Below are 18,023 nucleotides of genomic sequence, written 5' to 3'. Positions count from 1 at the left end.
AGAGAGACGCTGCACTAAGCTGGCGTTGAACCAGAGCTGACAGCCATAAAAAAACCCCGGCAAGCCGGGGTTTATCTGCTGAAAATTGTGTCGCTACTTAGCCAGCAACAGCAATGCGCTTCATGTCAGTCATGTAGCCACGCAGTTTGCGACCAACCGCTTCGATTGGGTGATGACGAACCGCTTCGTTCACGTCACGCAGCTGTGCGTTATCAACCTGGGTACCTTCAACCGCGTTGCCCAAATCGCCTGGCTGCAGCGTTGTCATGAACTCTTTCAGCAGCGGCACCGCCGCAAAGGAGAACAGGTAGTTGCCGTACTCAGCGGTATCCGAGATAACCACATTCATTTCATACAGACGCTTGCGCGCAATGGTATTGGCGATCAGCGGCAGTTCATGCAGTGATTCATAGTAAGCTGACTCTTCGATGATGCCAGCGTCAACCATGGTTTCGAAGGCCAGTTCAACGCCTGCTTTCACCATTGCGACCATCACCACGCCTTTGTCGTAATATTCCTGCTCTTCGATCTTACCTTCGTACTGAGAAGCGGTTTCGAACGCAGTTTTACCGGTCTCTTCACGCCAGGTCAGCAGATTTTTGTCGTCGTTGGCCCAGTCAGCCATCATGCCAGAAGAGAACTCACCAGAGATAATGTCATCCATGTGTTTCTGGAACAGGGGTGCCATGATAGTTTTCAACTGCTCGGACAGCGCATAAGCACGCAGTTTGGCCGGATTAGACAGGCGATCCATCATCAGCGTGATACCGCCAAACTTCAGCGATTCGGTGATGGTTTCCCAGCCGAACTGAATCAGTTTTTCTGCATAGGAAGGATCAGTGCCTTCGGCCACCAGCTTGTCGAAGCACAGCAGTGAACCCGCCTGCAACATACCGCACAGAATAGTCTGCTCACCCATCAGGTCAGATTTCACTTCTGCAACGAAGGACGATTCCAGCACACCAGCGCGATCGCCGCCGGTTGCGGCTGCCCAGGCTTTAGCAATCGCCATGCCTTCACCTTTCGGATCGTTTTCCGGGTGAACCGCGATCAGCGTCGGTACGCCGAAACCACGCTTGTACTCTTCACGCACTTCAGTGCCTGGACATTTTGGCGCAACCATCACAACGGTAATGTCTTTACGGATCGTTTCACCCACTTCAACGATGTTAAAACCGTGCGAATAGCCTAATGCAGCGCCATCTTTCATCAGCGGCTGAACAGCCTGAACCACAGCAGAGTGCTGCTTGTCTGGCGTCAGGTTTACCACCAGATCCGCCTGTGGGATCAGCTCTTCATAAGTGCCCACTTTAAAACCATTATCGGTCGCTTTGCGCCAGGAAGCGCGTTTCTCAGCGATCGCTTCCGCACGCAGGGCGTAAGCGATATCCAGACCTGAATCACGCATGTTCAGGCCCTGGTTCAGACCCTGAGCACCGCAGCCAACGATGACAACTTTTTTGCCTTTCAGAAAGCTGGCACCATCAGCGAATTCATCGCGTGCCATGAAACGGCATTTACCTAACTGCGCTAACTGATTACGCAAATTCAATGTGTTGAAATAATTGGCCATGGGTACTCCAGTGAGGTTGTGTTTACTGTTTTTGTTCAGGGTCGACGCACTGTGATGCGCCGCGAATGACCCCATCATATGACAGGAAATCTGTTGCTTAAATTGATATATTAACAACGTCACGTTGCACTATTTGCAATATCACTTTAAGGCGATACGCGTATGGATTTACGAGACCTGAAACTGTTCCTTCATCTGGCTGAAAGCTGCCATTTTGGCCGCACCGCGCGCGCAATGCATGTCAGCCCTTCAACCCTCTCGCGCCAGATTCAGCGCCTTGAAGAAGATGTCGGCCATGCCTTGTTTTTGCGAGATAACCGCACCGTGACGCTGACTGAAGCGGGTGAACGCCTGCGCCAGTTCGCACAGCAAACCCTGTTGCAGTATCAGCAGTTGCGCCACGTAATGGATTTGAACGGCCCGTCGCTGAGCGGTGAACTGCGTCTGTTTTGTTCCGTGACGGCGGCTTACAGTCACTTGCCGCCGATCCTTGACCGCTTCCGCGCCGAACATCCACAGGTTGAAATTAAGCTCAATACCGGTGATGCCGCTGATGCAGTAGAAAAAGTGCAATCGGGTGATGCCGATTTGGCCATCGCCGGGCGGCCTGAAACGCTGCCTGCCAGCATTGATTTTATGCCATTGGGATTGATCCCGCTGGTGCTGATCGCGCCAGCGTTGCCCTGTGCTGTGCGTACCCAGGCCACCCAGGCGACACCGGACTGGTCGCAGGTGCCTTTTATCCTGCCGGAACAGGGACCTGCCCGACGCCGCATCGATCTCTGGTTTCGTCGCCATCGCATTCCCAATCCCCTGATTTATGCCACGGTGTCGGGCCATGAAGCGATCGTGTCCATGGTCGCCCTGGGCTGTGGCATCGCTTTATTGCCCGATGTGGTGCTGGAAAACAGCCCCGAGCCGGTACGTAATCGCGTCTTGCTGCTGGAAAATGTGGAGTCGGTAGCACCGTTCGAACTTGGCGTGTGCGTACAAAAAAAGCGGCTCGGTGAGCCGCTTATCAGTGCTTTCTGGAGTCAGTTGTAATTACTGACCGGCGAGGAAGAAACGAAACGCGGGATTATGGGTTTCGTCGTGAAAGTCGTAACCCAGGTCGGCGAGGTGTTCTTCAAAACGCGGTTCAATATCGCCCAGCTCAAACGCTGCCAGTACGCGGCCATAATCGGTGCCATGGCTGCGATAGTGAAACAGCGAAATATTCCAGTGGGTGCCGAGCGTTTGCAGGAATTTAAGCAAAGCACCCGGCGCTTCTGGGAACTCAAAGCTAAACAGGCGTTCACGCAACGGCTTGGACGGACGTCCTCCCACCATGTAGCGCACATGCAGCTTGGCCATCTCGTCATCTGACAGATCAACGACCTGATAACCGCCTTCAACCAGATGAGCGATGATCTCACTGCGCTCTTCCAGCCCGCGGGTTAAGCGCACGCCAACGAAAATGCAGGCTTTGTCGGCATCCGCATAACGGTAGTTGAACTCAGTGATCGAGCGTCCACCCAGCGTCTGACAAAACTTCAGGAAACTGCCCTGCTGTTCTGGAATCGTTACTGCCAGCAAAGCTTCACGCTGTTCACCCAGCTCGCAGCGTTCAGAAACGTAACGCAAGCCGTGAAAATTAACGTTAGCCCCGGAAAGCACATGTGCCAGTCGCTCGCCCTGGATGTCATGCTGCTGGATATACTTTTTCATCCCCGCCAGCGCCAGTGCGCCAGAGGGTTCAGCCACTGCCCGAACATCTTCAAACAGATCTTTCATGGCCGCGCAGATGGCATCACTGTCAACGGTGATGATGTCATCCAGATACTCCTGACAAAGACGGAAGGTTTCGCTACCGATGCGTTTCACCGCCACGCCTTCGGCAAACAGCCCGACGCGCGCCAGATCAACCGGATGACCCGCTTCCAGTGCCGCTTTAAGGCAGGCTGAATCTTCTGACTCAACGGCAATGACTTTGATTTGCGGCATTAGCTGTTTGATTAACACCGCCACACCCGCCGCCAGACCGCCGCCACCGACCGGCACAAATACGCGATCGATATGTGCATCCTGTTGCAGCAGCTCCATTGCCAGCGTGCCCTGTCCGGCAATCACCGCCGGATGATCAAACGGTGGAACAAAAGTGTAGCCCTGTTGCTCTGACAGCTCGATCGCTTTGGCTTTCGCCTCGTCAAAATTGGCACCGAACAGGTAAGCCTCACCGCCAAATGCGCGCACCGCATCAACCTTGATATCAGCTGTTGCCAGCGGCATCACAATCAGTGATTTGATGCCCAGCTTGCTGGCAGAAAGCGCCACGCCCTGCGCATGGTTACCGGCCGAAGCCGTCACCACACCGCGCGCTTTTTGCTCTTCATTCAGCCCGGCAATCATCGCGTAAGCGCCGCGCAGTTTGAAACTGTGCACCGGCTGGCGATCCTCGCGCTTCACTAAAATCGTGTTGCCGAGACGCGATGAAATTTTTTCCATTTTTGCAGCGGCGTAACCTGGGCAACTTCATATACCGGGGAACGCAACACCGCGCGCAAATACTCTGCGCCACAGGGCGCATCGGGTAGCGGTTGAGACTCGGCCATCAGTTAGCCTCCCAGCTTGCTCTTATCACGCACTGCGCCTTTGTCTGCGCTGGTGGCGAGGGAAGCGTAAGCGCGCAGCGCAAACGAGACTTCACGCTGACGATTAACAGGCGTGTAAGCTGCATCGCCACGCGCTGTCTGCTCTTCACGACGTGCATGCAATTCGTTATCCGGAACCGCCAGCCTGATGCCACGATTTGGAATATCGATCTCAATGGTATCGCCATCTTTTACCAGGGCGATGGTGCCGCCATTGGCAGCTTCTGGTGACGCATGACCGATAGACAATCCGGAAGTACCGCCAGAGAAACGACCATCAGTGATTAGCGCACAGCTTTTGCCAAGTCCCATGGATTTCAGGTAAGTGGTCGGATAGAGCATTTCCTGCATGCCCGGCCCACCTTTTGGCCCTTCATAGCGAATCACGACGACATCACCCGCGACAACTTTACCGCCCAGAATCGCTTCGACCGCGTCATCCTGGCTTTCGTAAACTTTGGCGGGACCGCTGAAAGTCAGGATCTCTTTGTCTACGCCAGCCGTTTTCACGATGCAGCCATCTTCAGCAATGTTGCCGTACAGCACTGCCAGGCCACCGTCCTGCGAGAAAGCAAATTCCCGTGTGCGGATACATCCTTCCTGGCGGTCATCATCCAGCGTGTCCCAACGACACTCCTGGGAAAACGCCTGTGTGGTACGGATGCCTGCCGGACCGGCGCGGAACATTTTCTTCACCGCCTCATCCTGAGTCAGCATGATATCGTACTGATCCAGTGTTTCACGCAGACTCAGACCCAGCACGTTGCGCACCTGGTTATCCAGCAGTCCGGCACGATCCAGTTCGCCCAGAATACCGATCACGCCGCCTGCGCGGTGCACATCTTCCATATGATATTTCTGGGTGCTTGGCGCAACTTTACACAGATGCGGCACTTTACGTGACAGACGATCGATGTCAGAGATATTGAAATCGATTTCGCCTTCCTGCGCGGCGGCCAGGAGATGCAGAACGGTATTAGTAGAACCGCCCATCGCAATGTCCAGCGTCATAGCATTTTCAAACGCCGCTTTGCTGGCAATACTGCGCGGCAATACGCTGTAGTCGTCCTGCTCGTAATATTTTTTCGCCAGACCAACAATGCGCTTACCAGCATTGATGAACAGTTCTTTGCGGTCTGCGTGCGTAGCCAGCAAAGAGCCGTTACCTGGCTGCGACAGGCCTAACGCTTCAGTCAGACAGTTCATTGAGTTGGCCGTGAACATGCCTGAACAGGAACCGCAGGTCGGGCAGGCGGATCGCTCAATCTGCTCGCTTTCAGCATCACTGACGTTCGGGTTGGCACCCTGAATCATCGCATCAACCAGATCCAGCTTGATGATCTTGTCAGAAAGTTTGGTTTTACCGGCTTCCATCGGGCCGCCAGAGACGAAAATCACCGGGATATTCAGGCGCAGTGACGCCATCAGCATACCGGGGGTGATTTTGTCGCAGTTAGAGATACAGACCATGGCATCAGCACAGTGTGCGTTCACCATGTACTCAACCGAGTCGGCAATCAGCTCGCGCGAAGGCAGTGAATACAGCATGCCGCCATGTCCCATGGCAATACCGTCATCCACGGCAATGGTGTTGAACTCTTTGGCTACACCACCCGCCGCTTCGATCTGCTCGGCGACCAGTTTACCAAGGTCACGCAGGTGAACGTGGCCCGGTACAAATTGGGTGAATGAGTTGACGACGGCGATAATGGGTTTGCCAAAATCGGCGTCGGTCATTCCTGTCGCGCGCCACAAGGCACGGGCACCCGCCATGTTACGGCCATGGGTGGTAGTGGCGGAACGGTACTTAGGCATGCTCTATTTACTCCAGTAAGAATAAGCTCGCGGACGTCGTATGACGCCCGCGCAATATCTGATTATGGGTTAACCGGATCTAACCAGCCCCATTTGTCTTCTGTCTCGCCAGTGAACAGGCCAAAGAATGCCTGCTGAATGCGTGCGGTAACCGGACCACGTTTGCCTTCGCCAACCTGGATGCCATCAACACTGCGTACCGGGGTGATTTCTGCCGCCGTGCCTGACATGAAGATTTCATCAGCCAGATAGAGAGATTCACGCGACAGAGTCTGCTCACGAACCTCGATTCCCATCTCTTTCGCCAGTTTAATAATGGCGTCACGCGTGATACCTGGCAGCGCAGATGAGGTGAACGGTGGCGTGAACAGAATGCCATCTTTCACTTCAAACAGGTTTTCACCAGCACCTTCAGAGATGTAGCCGTTGGTATCAAGCGCGATACCTTCCTGATAACCGTGACGGCGCGCTTCGCTGCCTACCAGCAGAGAGGACAGATAGTTACCACCCGCTTTCGCAGCCGTTGGCAGAGTGTTGGGTGCAACGCGGTTCCATGAAGAGACCATCGCGTCGATGCCCTGCTCCAGCGCCTCAGCGCCCAGGTAGGCTCCCCATGGGAAGGCCGCAATGATCACGTCGGTGGTATAGCCATCTGGCGGGTTTACGCCTAAGCCTACGTCGCCAACAAAGGCCAGCGGACGGATATAAGCACTTTTCAGTTTGTTGACGCGGATAACTTCGCGGCAAGCTTCCATCAGCTCATCAACGCTGCTGGAGATAGGGAAGCGATAGATTTTTGCAGAGTCGTGCAGACGTTGCATGTGCTCGCGATGGCGGAACACAACGGGTCCTTTGTGAGAGTCGTAGCAACGCACACCTTCGAATACGGAAGTACCATAGTGCAATGCGTGGGACATGACGCTGACCTTTGCATCTTCCCACTTAACCATCTCGCCATTGAACCAAATAAAGTCTGCTTTCTTCGTGCTCATTGTTATGTCCTTTCGCGACTATGCGCGGATTTGTTGTGTTGTCTGTTGTTGAATCTGGACGCACGCGACATCCATTAATTTGCTTAACTGCGAAGACAGTAAATCGACTGAGCGTTGGCTGGCAACGGTCATTTCAATATTAATGCTGTCAGCACTGGTTATTGACGCCATGTTCATGGAGCACACCTGAAAACCACGGTGACGGACTACGCGTAAAATGCGTTCTAATATTTCAGGGCGGAAGCGCGCTTCGATAGACAATTGATGCTGGTTCATGCGGTTTTCTCCATCATGTTTGCATTGCTGGCACCGGGTGGTACCAATGGCCAGACGTTTTCATGCTCATCTATCGCAACATGCAGGAAGTAAGGACCTTCACTGTTCAGCAGAGCATCAAGGGCGGCGTCGACCTGTTCTTTACGGGTAATACGCTGGCCGGGGATATCAAACGCACTGGCCAGCGTGAGGAAATCGGGGTTATCGGACAAATTAGTTTCGCTGTAGCGTCCATCAAAAAACAGCTGTTGCCACTGGCGTACCATGCCTAAACGTTGGTTATCCAACAGCACAATTTTTACCGGCAACTTGCCACGCTTGATGGTACCCAGCTCCTGAATATTCATCATGATCGAGCCGTCACCAGAGACGCAGATAACGGTATCCTGTGGTCGTGCAACCTGAGCACCGACAGCCGCAGGCAGACCAAAGCCCATCGTGCCTAACCCACTGGAAGTGATGAAATTTTCGGGTGCGTTAAAAGCCATATGCTGCGCAGCCCACATCTGATGCTGTCCGACATCTGTAGTAACAACGCTGTTTTCTGGCTTGCGATCGGACAACTGCTTTAACAGCAATGGCGCATAAATGGCTTCGCCCGGATGATCGTAACGCCATTCGTGCAGCGCCTTGAGCGCCTTCACCTCTTCGCGCCATGCATCAATCTGTAACGGCTGACTTAACGCAGGTAACACATGATTTAAATCGCCCTGAAGGGAGACATGGGCACGACGTAATTTATTGAGTTCAGCAGGATCGATATCCAGATGGATAACATTGGCGAGCGGGGCAAAGGTATCCAGTTTGCCTGTTACGCGGTCATCAAAGCGCGCACCAACCGCAATCAATAAATCACAACACTGCACAGCCAGGTTAGCGGCTTTGGTGCCGTGCATACCCAGCATACCCAGGTAAACCTCGCTATTTGCATCCACACTGCCTAAGCCTTTCAGGGTGGCAACGGCTGGAATGCCTGTTTCTTGTGCCAGTGCGCGTAATGCCGGTACCGCCTGCGCCATGCCCACACCACCACCCACATACAGCATCGGTTTCTTTGCCTGTGCCATCATCGCGCGTGCTTCGATGATCGCCTGGTGCGGCAGCGCCATGATCTCTTCAACTGGCTGCAGATGGGGCGTCGGCTCGCCTTTCGCAATTTGAATATCTTTAGGAATATCAACTAATACTGGGCCAGGACGGCCAGATTGAGCGATGGCAAAGGCTTCCGCCATTACCGCAGGCAAATCATCAAGTGATTCCACCAGGAAACTGTGTTTGGTGCAGGCCAGGGAAAGCCCTAACACATCAATTTCCTGAAAGGCGTCAGTACCGATGAACGCGGAGGAAACCTGGCCAGTCAGCGCCACAACGGGAACAGAATCCATCATGGCATCAGCAAGACCGGTAATCAGGTTGGTGGCGCCCGGACCGGAAGTGGCGATACAAACGCCGGTTTTACCGGTTGAGCGTGCATAGCCAATCGCCGCCATCACCGCACCTTGCTCATGCCGACACAGTAGGTGTTCCACGCCGCCGTCATAGAGCGCATCGTATACCGGCATGATTGCGCCGCCAGGATAACCAAATACGGTATCAACACCCTGCGCGCGTAAAGCCTGAACCACCCACTGTGCACCTGTCATCACTATTCTCCTGCGTCCTGACGGGAACAACAGAATTTTATGCTACTGTTCATTGTTTGTTCCTTAATGATTAGCTGATATTTTGCCTGGTCGAAAAAAACCCCCGGACCTGTCGGTGCGGGGGTTTTTCGAAGTCCGGGCTTGATTTTTAAGCCTTTCTTTCTCCAAGCGATGCCCCGCACGGTGGGTTAATAATCACCACCACGCTAATCACGACTAGGCTAATCACTTGTAGAAGGGCTTTCATTTGCTGTTCAATTCTTTTACGTGTTCGAAGTAATGCCTACAGAGTTATCATAGTTAGTGGTGTGATGACAATATTTTTCATCATCTTTTTTCGTTGCATTGATTTAAGTCAAGCGTTAACAGTTTGTAATTAAAAGAATAATTTCAGGATGATAAATATTCATCACTTTAGTGACGTAATAATCTTTTGCTGTTTTTATGCTCGCCCTCCTGATGATTTGCAAAATAAATGTACGTGAGCCGTTTTATTGGATGGCATCTCGTATACCTGCATTTTCCCTTTCGTAAGACTTACCACAATTCGACAGACTTGCGGCAACAAGGAGCAATTATGGCATTGTCTAAAGTTCTTACGCGCGCGGCTTTAGGAGTTGAGGCTCCGCTGGTCACCATTGAAGTGCATATCAGTAATGGCCTGCCAGCTTTAACATTAGTGGGCTTGCCTGAAACAACGGTTAAAGAAGCGCGCGAACGGGTGCGAAGCGCGATTATCAACAGCGGGTTTGAGTTCCCGGCGAAGCGAATTACCATCAATCTGGGGCCGGCTGATTTACCCAAAGAGGGAGGACGTTACGATCTGCCGATGGCGCTAGCCATTCTTGTCGCCTCTGAGCAGCTTCCTGCCGATAAGCTGATACATCATGAGTTTCTGGGAGAGTTAGCACTTGATGGGGCAATTTGTCGCGTACAGGGCGCAATTCCGGCAGCAATGGCGGCCCTTGCTGCGGGGCGACAGTTAATTCTCTCCGTTGAAAACCAGGCTGATGTTGGACTCATTCGGCAAGGGGCATCGTTAGTCGGTGCGCATTTACTCGACATCTGCGCCTTTTTACACAATCAAAGCGCGTTGAGCATTGCCGAGCCACAGGCAGAAAGTCTGGAAAATATCGGGGATGATTTGAGTGATATTATTGGTCAGGATCAGGGTCGACGAGCGTTAGAGATCACTGCTGCGGGCGGGCATAATTTGATGTTAATCGGACCACCCGGCACCGGCAAAACCATGCTTGCGACCCGCTTACCCGGTATTATGCCGCCTTTAAGCGATCAGGAAGCGTTAGAGTGCGCCGCGATTGCCAGCCTGGTAAACAGCGGCAATGTGCATCAACAGTGGCGTAAACGGCCTTTCAGATCGCCTCATCACAGCGCGTCTCTCTATGCGTTGATCGGCGGAGGCTCATTGCCGCGTCCTGGAGAGATTTCGCTGGCGCATAACGGCGTACTTTTCCTGGATGAGCTACCCGAATTCGATCGTAAGGTGCTGGATTCGCTACGAGAGCCGATAGAATCTGGTGAAATAGCCCTCTCGCGCGCCCGAGCGAAAGTAACCTATCCCGCGCGCTTTCAATTAATTGCCGCGCTCAATCCCAGCCCAACCGGACATTATCAGGGGCAGCACAATCGCTGTTCGCCTCAGCAAGTGTTGCGTTATCTCAGTAAGCTCTCTGGCCCCTTCCTTGATCGGTTTGATCTTTCATTAGAAGTCCCACTCCTGCCCAGCGGTATGCTGAGTCAGAAACGACAAGCGGGTGAATCATCGGCCAGGGTACGTGAGCGCGTATTGTCAGCCCGAAGAATGCAACTTACGCGGGCAGGTAAAATTAATGCTCATATGAGTAATTCAGATATTCAATGCTGGTGTGACATTCGTCAGGAGGATGCAGAGTGGCTTGAAGCTGTCTTAAATAAGCTGGGCTTATCCGTGCGAGCCTGGCAGCGAATTTTAAAGGTGGCACGCACCGTGGCTGATTTAGCGGGGGAGCAAGATATTAGCCGAAGCCATATTCAGGAAGCAGTGAGTTATCGCAGCATTGATCGTCTGATGATCTATTTGCATAAAGCCTGCAATAAAAAAGGGGCACTGGCCCCTTTTTTATTAATCGTCGCTGTCGCTGTAGTCTTCAACGGTATCCATCTGTGGTTTACCGCCAGACAAGGTGTGAAAACGCTTAGGACGCTTAATGCGTGCGGTGTATTTCGACCATACACGCTCAGCTTCCGTTTGCGGCTCACGCAGACCACGACATACTTCAATAAACAAACGTTCTTCTTCCGTTACCGGTTCACGCTTTGATAAATCCAGCTCGTTAAAAGCGAAACCGTGGCGTTCAAGAAGCTGCGCTTCTTTAATAGTAAAGTCACCGTGACGCGAAAACCCACGCGGGTAATGTTTGTTATCAAAGAACCGATTTTGTGTTGAGAAGCTTTCCGCCATGTTACACGCTCCTGATTCTCGTATGGCCGTGCTATTTATGGCGCGGAGTATTAGATAGGCTTGACAGAGTGTAAAACAAAACATTTAAATCTATACGACAAACATTTTTTGGGAGAACGCTGTGGATACGGAATTACTGAAAACTTTCCTGGAAGTGAGCAGAACTCGCCATTTCGGGCGTGCTGCAGAAGCACTTTACTTAACGCAATCTGCTGTCAGTTTTCGCATCCGTCAGTTAGAAAATCAGCTAGGTGTTAACCTTTTTACTCGCCATCGCAATAACATACGGCTGACATCTGCTGGTGAGCGTTTACTGCCCTACGCTGAAAGCTTAATGAATACCTGGCTAATGGCGAAGAAAGAAGTTTCACATACACAGCAGCATCATGAGCTCTCTATAGGAGCCAGTGCGTCACTGTGGGAGGCCTATTTAACGCCCTGGCTGCAAACGCTTTATGAAAACCGTGAGAACCTGCATTTAGAAGCGCGTGTGGCACAACGGCATCTGCTGGTAAAGCAACTGCACGAACGGCAGCTTGATCTGTTAGTGACGACGGAAGCACCTAAAATGGATGAGCTAACCAGCCAGCAAATTGGCCATATTTCGTTGGCCCTGTTCCGCGCACGTAAGACCGAGAAGCAGGAAAAGTATGATTATATAAAACTGGAATGGGGAGCTGATTTTCACCAGCATGAAAGTTATCTCTCAGGTGGGGATGATGTTCCGGTGTTGACTACAACATCAGCACATGTCACCCGTGAGTTGTTACATACTACGGGTGCCTGCGCATTTTTGCCTGATTTTTGGCATGGGCTTTATAGCGATTTGATGGTTATTCCTGATACACCGATCGCGGTTCGTCCACTTTATGCAGTCTGGCTACAAAATAGCGATCAGCAGGCACATATTCGGCAATTATTAAAGTTTCCGGTCATGGCACGTTAAAGGTTTTCTGAGTAAAAATAGCAGATAGTGAAGTGAATTAAGCCAGTTATACCATTAACTGACTTAATTTTTTGCCTGATTTTAAGCAAAAAAAACCTTTGCATAAGCAAAGGTTTTTCTTTTTCTGGCAGGGGCGGAGGGACTCGAACCCCCAACACCCGGTTTTGGAGACCGGTGCTCTACCAATTGAACTACGCCCCTAAATAGGGTGGCGGAACGGACGGGGCTCGAACCCGCGACCCCCTGCGTGACAGGCAGGTATTCTAACCAACTGAACTACCGCTCCACCGATTCTGTACTGACGTCTGCCCGCAGGCTGACTTCAGGTATTTCACCCGCTCTGCGTCACCAGAACGGTCACGACCAGAAAGCTGGTCTTAATTGGATGCCTGGCAGTTCCCTACTCTCGCATGGGGAGGCCCCACACTACCATCGGCGCTACGGCGTTTCACTTCTGAGTTCGGCATGGGGTCAGGTGGGACCACCGCGCTAGTGCCGCCAGGCAAATTCTGTCTCCGCGCCGCCCGCAGGCCGCGCAGAATTATCCGTCACAAGCTGAAAGTCTCTCAAAAACGCCTCTGGCGTTGTAAGGTTAAGCCTCACGGGTCATTAGTACCGGTTAGCTCAACGCATCGCTGCGCTTACACACCCGGCCTATCAACGTCGTCGTCTTCAACGTCCCTTCAGGACCCTCGAGGGGTCAGGGAAAACTCATCTCGGGGCAAGTTTCGTGCTTAGATGCTTTCAGCACTTATCTCTTCCGCACTTAGCTACCGGGCAGTGCCATTGGCATGACAACCCGAACACCAGCGGTGCGTTCACTCCGGTCCTCTCGTACTAGGAGCAACCCCCCTCAGTTTTCCAGCGCCCACGGCAGATAGGGACCGAACTGTCTCACGACGTTCTAAACCCAGCTCGCGTACCACTTTAAACGGCGAACAGCCGTACCCTTGGGACCTACTTCAGCCCCAGGATGTGATGAGCCGACATCGAGGTGCCAAACACCGCCGTCGATATGAACTCTTGGGCGGTATCAGCCTGTTATCCCCGGAGTACCTTTTATCCGTTGAGCGATGGCCCTTCCATTCAGAACCACCGGATCACTATGACCTGCTTTCGCACCTGCTCGCGCCGTCACGCTCGCAGTCAAGCCAGCTTATGCCATTGCACTAACCTCACGATGTCCGACCGTGATTAGCTGACCTTCGTGCTCCTCCGTTACGCTTTGGGAGGAGACCGCCCCAGTCAAACTACCCACCAGACACTGTCCGCAGCCCGGATCACGGGCCCACGTTAGAACATCAAACGTTAAAGGGTGGTATTTCAAGGTTGGCTCCACGCGGACTGGCGTCCGCGCTTCAAAGCCTCCCACCTATCCTACACATCAAGGCTCAATGTTCAGTGTCAAGCTGTAGTAAAGGTTCACGGGGTCTTTCCGTCTTGCCGCGGGTACACTGCATCTTCACAGCGAGTTCAATTTCACTGAGTCTCGGGTGGAGACAGCCTGGCCATCATTACGCCATTCGTGCAGGTCGGAACTTACCCGACAAGGAATTTCGCTACCTTAGGACCGTTATAGTTACGGCCGCCGTTTACCGGGGCTTCGATCAAGAGCTTCTCCTTGCGGATAACCCCATCAATTAACCTTCCGGCACCGGGCAGGCGTCACACCGTATACGTCCACTTTCGTGTTTGCACAGTGCTGTGTTTTTAATAAACAGTTGCAGCCAGCTGGTATCTTCGACTGGCTTCGGCTCCGGGAGCAAGTCCCCTCACCTACGCGCCAGCGTGCCTTCTCCCGAAGTTACGGCACCATTTTGCCTAGTTCCTTCACCCGAGTTCTCTCAAGCGCCTTGGTATTCTCTACCTGACCACCTGTGTCGGTTTGGGGTACGATTTCGTGTTACCTGATGCTTAGAGGCTTTTCCTGGAAGCAGGGTATCAGTCACTTCAGCTCCGTGGAGCCTCGTCGTCACGCCTCAGCCTTGATTATCCGGATTTGCCTGGATAACCAGCCTACACGCTTAAACCGGGACGACCGTCGCCCGGCTGACCTAACCTTCTCCGTCCCCCCTTCGCAGTAACACCAAGTACAGGAATATTAACCTGTTTCCCATCGACTACGCCTTTCGGCCTCGCCTTAGGGGTCGACTCACCCTGCCCCGATTAACGTTGGACAGGAACCCTTGGTCTTCCGGCGAGCGGGCTTTTCACCCGCTTTATCGTTACTTATGTCAGCATTCGCACTTCTGATACCTCCAGCGGCCCTCACGGACCACCTTCTGCGGCTTACAGAACGCTCCCCTACCCAGCAACGCAAGCGTCGCTGCCGCAGCTTCGGTGCATGGTTTAGCCCCGTTACATCTTCCGCGCAGGCCGACTCGACCAGTGAGCTATTACGCTTTCTTTAAATGATGGCTGCTTCTAAGCCAACATCCTGGCTGTCTGTGCCTTCCCACATCGTTTCCCACTTAACCATGACTTCGGGACCTTAGCTGGCGGTCTGGGTTGTTTCCCTCTTCACGACGGACGTTAGCACCCGCCGTGTGTCTCCCGTGATAACATTCTCCGGTATTCGCAGTTTGCATCGGGTTGGTAAGCCGGGATGGCCCCCTAGCCGAAACAGTGCTCTACCCCCGGAGATGAGTTCACGAGGCGCTACCTAAATAGCTTTCGGGGAGAACCAGCTATCTCCCGGTTTGATTGGCCTTTCACCCCCAGCCACAGGTCATCCGCTAATTTTTCAACATTAGTCGGTTCGGTCCTCCAGTTAGTGTTACCCAACCTTCAACCTGCCCATGGCTAGATCACCGGGTTTCGGGTCTATACCCTGCAACTTAACGCCCAGTTAAGACTCGGTTTCCCTGCGGCTCCCCTATACGGTTAACCTTGCTACAGAATATAAGTCGCTGACCCATTATACAAAAGGTACGCAGTCACACCCATAACGAAGGCTCCCACTGCTTGTACGTACACGGTTTCAGGTTCTGTTTCACTCCCCTCGCCGGGGTTCTTTTCGCCTTTCCCTCACGGTACTGGTTCACTATCGGTCAGTCAGGAGTATTTAGCCTTGGAGGATGGTCCCCCGATGTTCAGACAGGATACCACGTGTCCCGCCTTACTCATCGAGCTCACAGCTCGTGCACTTTTGTGTACGGGAGTGTCACCCTGTACCCTGCGCCTTTCCAGACGCTTCCACTAGTGCACAAGCTGATTCAGGCTCTGGGCTGCTCCCCGTTCGCTCGCCGCTACTGGGGGAATCTCGGTTGATTTCTTTTCCTCGGGGTACTTAGATGTTTCAGTTCCCCCGGTTCGCCTTGCAGCACTATGTATTCATGCTGCAATGATGCACTGAGTGCACCGGGTTTCCCCATTCGGACATCGCCGGCTGTAGCGGTTCATATCACCTTACCGGCGCTTTACGCAGATTAGCACGTCCTTCATCGCCTCTGACTGCCAGGGCATCCACCGTGTACGCTTAGTCGCTTAACCTCACAACCCACAGGCGTTTTGCAACGCTGCAGACTGCAAGCATTTGAGAGACTCGTCCGCATCGCTGTGCCATTCCCTGTTACGGAGAAATGGCGCGACGCGTCGTTTCAATTTTCAGCTTGTTCCGGATTGTTAAAGAGCAGTAAAACTTCGCAATGCACTCGAAAATGCATTCTGAAGTTTTGGGTATCAACCGCAGGTTGATGGTGGAGCTAAGCGGGATCGAACCGCTGACCTCCTGCGTGCAAGGCAGGCGCTCTCCCAGCTGAGCTATAGCCCCAAATAGGTAAAACCCGTGACCATGATTCTTCTGTAATCAGGACGTGGCGACGCCAGGCACGCTGAACTGTGCGTTCCGGGGTCACAACGAAGAGTACGCAAGAACTGGTAGGCCTGAGTGGACTTGAACCACCGACCTCACCCTTATCAGGGGTGCGCTCTAACCACCTGAGCTACAAGCCTGCCGGGGTTTTACTGCTTCTTTACTTTCTATCAGACAATCTGTGTGAGCACTTCGCGGGAAGGTATCTTCAGGTAAGGAGGTGATCCAACCGCAGGTTCCCCTACGGTTACCTTGTTACGACTTCACCCCAGTCATGAATCACAAAGTGGTAAGCGCCCTCCCGGAGGTTAAGCTACCTACTTCTTTTGCAACCCACTCCCATGGTGTGACGGGCGGTGTGTACAAGGCCCGGGAACGTATTCACCGTGGCGTTCTGATCCACGATTACTAGCGATTCCGACTTCACGGAGTCGAGTTGCAGACTCCGATCCGGACTACGACGCACTTTATGAGGTCCGCTTGCTCTCGCGAGGTCGCTTCTCTTTGTATGCGCCATTGTAGCACGTGTGTAGCCCTACTCGTAAGGGCCATGATGACTTGACGTCATCCCCACCTTCCTCCGGTTTATCACCGGCAGTCTCCTTTGAGTTCCCGACCGAATCGCTGGCAACAAAGGATAAGGGTTGCGCTCGTTGCGGGACTTAACCCAACATTTCACAACACGAGCTGACGACAGCCATGCAGCACCTGTCTCACGGTTCCCGAAGGCACTCAGGCATCTCTGCCCGATCCCGTGGATGTCAAGAGTAGGTAAGGTTCTTCGCGTTGCATCGAATTAAACCACATGCTCCACCGCTTGTGCGGGCCCCCGTCAATTCATTTGAGTTTTAACCTTGCGGCCGTACTCCCCAGGCGGTCGACTTAACGCGTTAGCTCCGGAAGCCACGCCTCAAGGGCACAACCTCCAAGTCGACATCGTTTACGGCGTGGACTACCAGGGTATCTAATCCTGTTTGCTCCCCACGCTTTCGCACCTGAGCGTCAGTCTTCGTCCAGGGGGCCGCCTTCGCCACCGGTATTCCTCCAGATCTCTACGCATTTCACCGCTACACCTGGAATTCTACCCCCCTCTACGAGACTCAAGCCTGCCAGTTTCAAATGCAGTTCCCAGGTTAAGCCCGGGGATTTCACATCTGACTTAACAGACCGCCTGCGTGCGCTTTACGCCCAGTAATTCCGATTAACGCTTGCACCCTCCGTATTACCGCGGCTGCTGGCACGGAGTTAGCCGGTGCTTCTTCTGCGGGTAACGTCAATGACGAGGCGTATTAAACCTCATCCCTTCCTCCCCGCTGAAAGTACTTTTACAACCCGAAGGCCTTCTTCATACACGCGGCATGGCTGCATCAGGCTTGCGCCCATTGTGCAATATTCCCCACTGCTGCCTCCCGTAGGAGTCTGGACCGTGTCTCAGTTCCAGTGTGGCTGGTCATCCTCTCAGACCAGCTAGGGATCGTCGCCTAGGTGGGCCGTTACCCCGCCTACTAGCTAATCCCATCTGGGTTCATCCGATGGTGTGAGGCCCGAAGGTCCCCATCTTTGGTCTTGCGACGTTATGCGGTATTAGCCACCGTTTCCAGTGGTTATCCCCCTCCATCGGGCAGATCCCCAGACATTACTCACCCGTCCGCCACTCGTCACCCAAAGAGCAAGCTCTCCTGTGCTACCGTCCGACTTGCATGTGTTAGGCCTGCCGCCAGCGTTCAATCTGAGCCATGATCAAACTCTTCAATTTAAAGTTTGATTTGCTTCAACCCGTGAAGCGATGCTCTGTGAATTAAACTTCGTAATGAATTACGTGTTCACCCAGCAGAGACTTGATATTTTTTACGTCCGGAGACGCTGATATCAA

Annotated in this window: 9 protein-coding genes, 4 tRNA genes, 3 rRNA genes and 2 pseudogenes; 3 read left to right on the top strand and 15 right to left on the bottom strand. The window is 53.0% G+C overall.

Annotated elements, in window-relative coordinates; genetic code table 11:
- Nucleotides 1-97: 97 nt before the first annotated feature.
- Nucleotides 98-1,573: a ketol-acid reductoisomerase gene (gene ilvC / locus O3W44_RS13330; RefSeq protein WP_269293436.1), complete on the bottom strand. Its 1,476-nt coding sequence runs from the start codon at nucleotides 1,571-1,573 to the stop codon at nucleotides 98-100.
- Between the two features lie 162 nt (nucleotides 1,574-1,735).
- Between ilvC and ilvY the strand changes: the two genes are divergently transcribed.
- Nucleotides 1,736-2,617 carry an HTH-type transcriptional activator IlvY gene (ilvY, locus tag O3W44_RS13325; protein WP_269293435.1) on the top strand — a complete coding sequence of 294 codons (882 nt, stop codon included), beginning with the start codon at nucleotides 1,736-1,738 and terminating at the stop codon, nucleotides 2,615-2,617.
- On the opposite strand, the pseudogene ilvA reads toward ilvY, so the two are convergent.
- The 6 genes and pseudogenes from ilvA to ilvL form a co-directional block, all read right to left on the bottom strand.
- Nucleotides 2,618-4,164, bottom strand: a pseudogene (gene ilvA / locus O3W44_RS13320) (threonine ammonia-lyase, biosynthetic).
- A gap of 3 nt (nucleotides 4,165-4,167) precedes the next feature.
- Complete coding sequence (gene ilvD / locus O3W44_RS13315; protein WP_269293434.1) at nucleotides 4,168-6,018, bottom strand: dihydroxy-acid dehydratase; 1,851 nt, start codon at nucleotides 6,016-6,018, stop codon at nucleotides 4,168-4,170.
- Between the two features lie 62 nt (nucleotides 6,019-6,080).
- Nucleotides 6,081-7,010, bottom strand: a complete 930-nt coding sequence (locus O3W44_RS13310; RefSeq protein WP_269293433.1) for a branched-chain amino acid transaminase — start codon at nucleotides 7,008-7,010, stop codon at nucleotides 6,081-6,083.
- Between the two features lie 18 nt (nucleotides 7,011-7,028).
- Nucleotides 7,029-7,286, bottom strand: coding sequence for an acetolactate synthase 2 small subunit (ilvM, locus tag O3W44_RS13305; protein WP_269293432.1), 258 nt, complete (start codon nucleotides 7,284-7,286; stop codon nucleotides 7,029-7,031).
- Nucleotides 7,283-8,929 (bottom strand): acetolactate synthase 2 catalytic subunit, encoded by a 1,647-nt coding sequence (gene ilvG, locus O3W44_RS13300; RefSeq protein WP_269293431.1) that lies wholly within the window; start codon nucleotides 8,927-8,929, stop codon nucleotides 7,283-7,285. The genes ilvM and ilvG overlap by 4 nt, the downstream gene beginning before the upstream one ends.
- Nucleotides 8,930-9,077: 148 nt before the next feature.
- Complete coding sequence (gene ilvL / locus O3W44_RS13295; RefSeq protein WP_269293430.1) at nucleotides 9,078-9,176, bottom strand: ilv operon leader peptide; 99 nt, start codon at nucleotides 9,174-9,176, stop codon at nucleotides 9,078-9,080.
- A gap of 330 nt (nucleotides 9,177-9,506) precedes the next feature.
- On the opposite strand from ilvL, the pseudogene O3W44_RS13290 reads away from it, so the two are divergent.
- Nucleotides 9,507-11,018: pseudogene (locus O3W44_RS13290) on the top strand (YifB family Mg chelatase-like AAA ATPase); the annotation flags it as partial.
- 33 nt (nucleotides 11,019-11,051) lie between these two features.
- On the opposite strand, the gene O3W44_RS13285 reads toward O3W44_RS13290, so the two are convergent.
- Nucleotides 11,052-11,390 carry a DUF413 domain-containing protein gene (locus O3W44_RS13285; RefSeq protein ID WP_269293429.1) on the bottom strand — a complete coding sequence of 113 codons (339 nt, stop codon included), beginning with the start codon at nucleotides 11,388-11,390 and terminating at the stop codon, nucleotides 11,052-11,054.
- A 121-nt stretch (nucleotides 11,391-11,511) separates the two neighbouring features.
- Between O3W44_RS13285 and hdfR the strand changes: the two genes are divergently transcribed.
- The gene (gene hdfR, locus O3W44_RS13280; protein ID WP_269293428.1) at nucleotides 11,512-12,336 is read left to right on the top strand and encodes an HTH-type transcriptional regulator HdfR; all 825 of its coding nucleotides are present in this window, start codon (nucleotides 11,512-11,514) and stop codon (nucleotides 12,334-12,336) included.
- A 125-nt stretch (nucleotides 12,337-12,461) separates the two neighbouring features.
- Here hdfR and O3W44_RS13275 read toward each other — a convergent pair.
- From O3W44_RS13275 to O3W44_RS13245, 7 genes are all read right to left on the bottom strand, one after another.
- Nucleotides 12,462-12,537, bottom strand: a tRNA-Trp gene (locus O3W44_RS13275).
- Between the two features lie 8 nt (nucleotides 12,538-12,545).
- A tRNA-Asp gene (locus tag O3W44_RS13270) sits at nucleotides 12,546-12,622 on the bottom strand.
- Between the two features lie 101 nt (nucleotides 12,623-12,723).
- Nucleotides 12,724-12,839: ribosomal RNA gene (rrf, locus tag O3W44_RS13265) — 5S ribosomal RNA — on the bottom strand.
- 85 nt (nucleotides 12,840-12,924) lie between these two features.
- Nucleotides 12,925-15,828, bottom strand: a 23S ribosomal RNA gene (locus O3W44_RS13260).
- A gap of 204 nt (nucleotides 15,829-16,032) precedes the next feature.
- Nucleotides 16,033-16,108, bottom strand: a tRNA-Ala gene (locus O3W44_RS13255).
- A gap of 105 nt (nucleotides 16,109-16,213) precedes the next feature.
- Nucleotides 16,214-16,290: transfer RNA gene (locus O3W44_RS13250), tRNA-Ile, on the bottom strand.
- 73 nt (nucleotides 16,291-16,363) lie between these two features.
- Nucleotides 16,364-17,906: ribosomal RNA gene (locus O3W44_RS13245) — 16S ribosomal RNA — on the bottom strand.
- The 16S, 23S and 5S rRNA genes sit together here with 4 tRNA genes alongside, the layout of an rRNA operon.
- Nucleotides 17,907-18,023: the final 117 nt, after the last annotated feature.

This window comes from Pantoea sp. LMR881 (assembly GCF_027157825.1).
Classification (GTDB): Bacteria; Pseudomonadota; Gammaproteobacteria; order Enterobacterales; family Enterobacteriaceae; genus Pantoea; species Pantoea haifensis.
The sequence above is the reverse complement of the archived record's forward strand: the minus strand, read 5'-3'. Positions and strand labels throughout refer to the sequence as shown.